General features: G+C 37.7%; 4 protein-coding genes. 1 reads left to right on the top strand and 3 read right to left on the bottom strand.

The window, feature by feature from the left end; translation table 11 throughout:
• Nucleotides 1-369: 369 nt before the first annotated feature.
• Nucleotides 370-1,377 carry an endonuclease gene (locus tag LGZ99_RS23350; RefSeq protein ID WP_036841695.1) on the bottom strand — a complete coding sequence of 336 codons (1,008 nt, stop codon included), beginning with the start codon at nt 1,375-1,377 and terminating at the stop codon, nt 370-372.
• Nucleotides 1,378-1,727: 350 nt separating this feature from the next.
• On the opposite strand from LGZ99_RS23350, the gene LGZ99_RS23345 reads away from it, so the two are divergent.
• Entirely contained in the window at nt 1,728-1,955 is a 228-nt protein-coding gene (locus LGZ99_RS23345; RefSeq protein WP_051769832.1) for a hypothetical protein, read from the top strand.
• 72 nt (nt 1,956-2,027) lie between these two features.
• On the opposite strand, the gene LGZ99_RS23340 is transcribed toward LGZ99_RS23345, so the two are convergent.
• Both LGZ99_RS23340 and aqpZ read right to left on the bottom strand, forming a co-directional pair.
• The gene (locus LGZ99_RS23340; RefSeq protein ID WP_036841693.1) at nt 2,028-3,314 is read right to left on the bottom strand and encodes a phage tail fiber protein; all 1,287 of its coding nucleotides are present in this window, start codon (nt 3,312-3,314) and stop codon (nt 2,028-2,030) included.
• Nucleotides 3,315-3,733: 419 nt separating this feature from the next.
• On the bottom strand, nt 3,734-4,429 hold the full coding sequence (gene aqpZ, locus LGZ99_RS23335) for an aquaporin Z (RefSeq protein WP_262979731.1): 696 nt from the start codon (nt 4,427-4,429) through the stop codon (nt 3,734-3,736).
• Between the last annotated feature and the right edge of the window lie 303 nt (nt 4,430-4,732).

Genomic DNA, 4,732 nt, shown 5'->3' with positions numbered 1-4,732 from the left:
TCGCAAGTATTCCCGTTTAATGAAAACTAACGAATCATCATGACAATATAATGACAATCTTTACGTTATGACAAATAAGCCAGGAATTTTCCATTAAAAATAATCGACAGTATTGTCTGTTTATTTTTATGGGCATTTTAACTTATTGAATAGTATGACTTGATACTGACCATAATGAATATCCATTAATATAAGCTAATTACTTATTAGTATAGCTGTTGTTGGCAATTGTTGATCTATTTACTACGGTGTTCGGTTGCCATACGGTAAGAAAGTCACTATTTGAAATAATCCTTTTTCACCCTATGGCAACCATTTTATTAAAATGCCTGCTGCTGGCAACAGAGCAATAGTTAATTATCTGTGTTGTTAAGTACTCTTACAGTTTCCGGCCAATCGGAAGCCGGCATTTTTTGCTTCAACTTCTGTTTGAAAATAAATAGCATTCTTCTCCAAAATCGCCTTATATCCTGAACAATGGGAGAAATGATAAATTTTGCTATTGTTATTACCTTTGATTAACCCTGTATGTGACGAATCAGATGACACCCGTTTTTTCTGAGTATCTGTTTGATTACTCTTTCCCTGTCCCTTTCTCTGCTCTGCGGGTGAAACACCGATAGCTGAATTCTTATGCCACAATTCCCATTTCTGCTCACCGGTAACAAAAGGATTATGATTCCCCATTATGCCGGCAATTCGGTTATCTCTCTCCCGTTCCCATTGACTTGGTGGATATTGACGATCCCAGGCCATGAATAACTGCTGCTGCTGACGTGACATAGAAAGATTGTAACGATCGTGCATATAAAAATTGATCCGGGCAATTTGCCCTTTTACTGCGTCCCGCGGCTCGAACGTGCGAGATTTAGCATCGACTTTACTGGTACAAGCACCATAATCATTCGGCTCATTCTTTGGTAACATTCCATAACTGAAATTACTGCGATCACCGTTAACCTCGCCAATGGATGGAGACAAATTATGCATATCAGATTCCATTGCCCTGAAAACCGGATCTGAGGATACACAATTTTTCCTGCCTCCCTTTTGCCAACACTGCCGCTGATGTCCAAAAACCCAAGCAGGAACAATATGTTCCCATTCAATCCGTTCGGCCCGGTCCCGATTCTGTTGTGACCTGACTTGATAACCACACGAAGACAGATTGACACGTCCCCCACTCTTCCCCGTCCATTGCCAATGGCAGCCACAATACAATGTTCCCATCTTTGATTTAAATTGATCATGATAGATATGGTTACGCAGTTCAATTTTAGCTTGTTCAAATGTAGCCGGAGCGGCAAAAGAAGATGAAGAAACAATTAAACTGAAACACCCAATATAAATCGCCCAAAAATTAACTTTTCGTTTCAATGACATACCCTATTATTCAAAATATCATTTTGATCTTTCCCTTTTATGTTGCCTCATAATCGACCTATAAGACAAATATTGTTTATTTGCATTTCTTCCTAAACGTTCCTTTTAAAACGAAAGACTATCTAACAAACAGGTTGAGATACCACATTAATTTTGCCCGAGAAAAGATTATTGATGTTAAAACGAGCAAAAAAGGAGGTTATTGCATTATTGAGAAGTGGTTAATTGAGTATTATTAAATCAATCCACTAATTATGCTTTGAAGAAAGAACATCGTTGCCAGCCCAATATGGATAATCTTAACATTGAGCTAGGAATAATCGCCTCTTCATGAAAGCTATGAAATGCTGGCACATCAACTCAGTTTGCTGAATGAAGTTAATATTCCTCATCAGAAACTATTAGATATCTCCTGCCGTTTTCTTGAAATACTAAAAGCCGACCTATTATTAAAAGCACTCAGTGTCGAAAATTTCCAGCCCGATGAAAATTTTATTATTGAACAAATACAATTATCGGTTGATATCATCGCCACATACATCAAAAGTTTGAGTTTACATGCGGGTCAATAGGCTAAAACAGTGTAACAAATCAATATACAGGGCCATACGGCCCTGTATGACTATAATTTTAATTTACAACGCCTATTCATTATCATAAGAATGGGTATTCTCTATTTCTTCCTGTAATTTCTTTCGCTTCAAGTTCCAGAGTGAATCTTCCGGCATTTGGACACGAACACCTAAACGACAATATTCGGGAATATCACAAGGCTCCCCATCTTTATAGAACACCTTTTCGCCATTTTCATCTATAGATTTGAGCCTCCAATTCTGAAATCTCTCAGGTAAATGCGAATGCTGACGGTGGAAGGTTTCAATGATAATAGCGCCTTCAGGTTGAACCTGATCATCAACAAAAATTAATTCAAGATTATTGTTATCATGAGGAACGGAAATACCACCATGTATACCCCAGGCACAATCAGCATTATAGCCCAAGATATTTGATATACGGTATATACCGGCTCCCTCTTTTATGACTTCTGCCCCCTCAGATTCGTTATTAGTTGAGAATGTGCCATCGGGGTAGATTTCTACTATCGGAGAAGCTATTTTGAGGTAGCCATTAGCATCCGGCCTGGCGTTATTATCGTCCCAAAACTTATGTGTAATTTTGTAACCTTTATTTACGCTATCTGTACGATATGTATCGCCTTGATGCATAAAAATCAGCCGGTGGCTCCATACACCGTCTATTTCCTCGCTTGATGCGCCACCTATATTGCTAAATCTTAACTGAACTCCGAACTTAGAAGGCAACCCATATTTAGTAAAAAACGGCGCTTTGGGTAAAAACCCAGAACAACCATTGTACAAATTTGTCCATCCATCCAGACGACCAAGACCTATTGATTGCATTGCATCATTAATTGATGCTGCTCCCACATCCCCAGCATTTAGATTGATATCCTCAGTCAATAACTTCCCATTGACTTTTCGTGTATTAGGTACTCTGACATTAATATTTTCACGCAATGAATTTATTATTTCTTGAGCAAGTTTTTGTGTAATCGCCAATGTGTCACTATTGCCAATCACATCCGTGAGCTGAACAACACCTTTTTGTGTTAATGAAGCACTGGGAATTTCTGCTGTGATTTTTTTCCCTAACGCCTGATTTAATTGGGCAGCGAGTTTAGCTATATCACCATCATCCAGAACATCATTACCAGATTGTGTCGCAATAAAATTAGCTACGACAGATGCTACGGTTGACGATTGACGTAATACTTTATTTAACAAATGAGTTGTAATATTCTCCGGTGGGAATCCCGTCCGCAAACTCTGACTTTCTTCATATCTTTCTTGACTGACCACATTCGCATTATTACTAATAGAAAAAGCTTTAAAATCATTTTTTTGACTCATCCTCCCCCCCTTAAATTAAATAATGTTCTTTGATAATTAACATGTTGAATTATTATACAGATAATTTATATCAATTGACGTCAATCGTATTTTAGCTCAGAAAAATAATAATGAAATGTTCTTAAAACTAAAAGAATTAATTATTTCCAAATGATTAGCAAAGAAATAAATAACTTAATATATGAGAATTATTATTCTCTCCTCATTCATTTCTTGCTGCAATTTTCCTGAAAATACTCCTTGGATTTACTGTGTCATACAAAGAGATTATCACAATATAATCACATCATCATATAGTTGTATTCGATGATATTATTGATAAATAAATCCGATCTGCAATCCTGCCGATATCTGGAAACAGCATAAAAAAGACCACTCTATCGCGTGGCCTTAAAGCAAAGTAACTCCATCAGTAAAAATCATTGTTTTTCAGCAAGCAGTAACCTGTAGACAACACCACCCACAATCCCGCCAATAATCGGCATAACCCAGAATAGCCATAACTGCTCTAAAGCCCAAGTATTCTGGAATATAGCAACAGCAGTGCTTCGTGCCGGGTTAACTGAGGTGTTTGTAACAGGAATACTGACCAAGTGAATTAAAGTCAACGCCAAACCTATTGCTAATGGCGCAAAACCCGCATAGGCTCGTTTATCTGTTACACCAATAATGACAATCAGGAAAATAGCCGTCAAAACAACTTCAGCAATAATAGCTGACTGAAGTGAAAATCCACCAGGTGAATGCTCACCATAACCATTGGATGCAAAACCACTGGCTGTCACATCAAAACCAGCCTGCCCGCTGGCAATAACATACAACACCGCTGCCGCAAGAATACCGCCTATAACTTGAAAAATAATATAAGGAATAATTTCTGCGGCCCTAAAACGTCCCCCCGCCCAAAGGCCAATTGTCACCGCAGGATTAAAATGCCCACCAGAAATATGCCCTACCGCATACACCATCGCCACAATGGTTAAACCAGATGCTAAAGAGACACCGACAAAACCAATACCTAATTCAGGAAATCCAGCAGCTAATACAGCACTACCACATCCCCCCAAAACCAGCACGAATGTCCCAAGCAATTCAGCCGTTAGTTTTTTTAACATATTTTATCCTCACCCAGTTATCGAATAGAGTCACCTTACTGGAATTAACTATAGCTAACAAATGAAAATCACGCTTATTTTTGACACAACCACATAAGTTGCTGATTGATTAGATATATTTATACCAAATTCACTTTAAACACAATATTCAATGTAGAATTTGCCCTATTGGATCAACTTTTCGATAAAATATGGATAATTTAAAATCAATTATCTCCAGAATAAACTCAACATTCTTTTTAAAATATAAAAATCCGGTGCAGAATATAGGCACCGGATTATCACATAAGTATTGAATAACCC

The organism is Photorhabdus temperata, from assembly GCF_025384845.1.
GTDB classification, from domain to species: Bacteria; Pseudomonadota; Gammaproteobacteria; order Enterobacterales; family Enterobacteriaceae; genus Photorhabdus; species Photorhabdus temperata.
The sequence above is the reverse complement of the archived record's forward strand: the minus strand, read 5'-3'. Positions and strand labels throughout refer to the sequence as shown.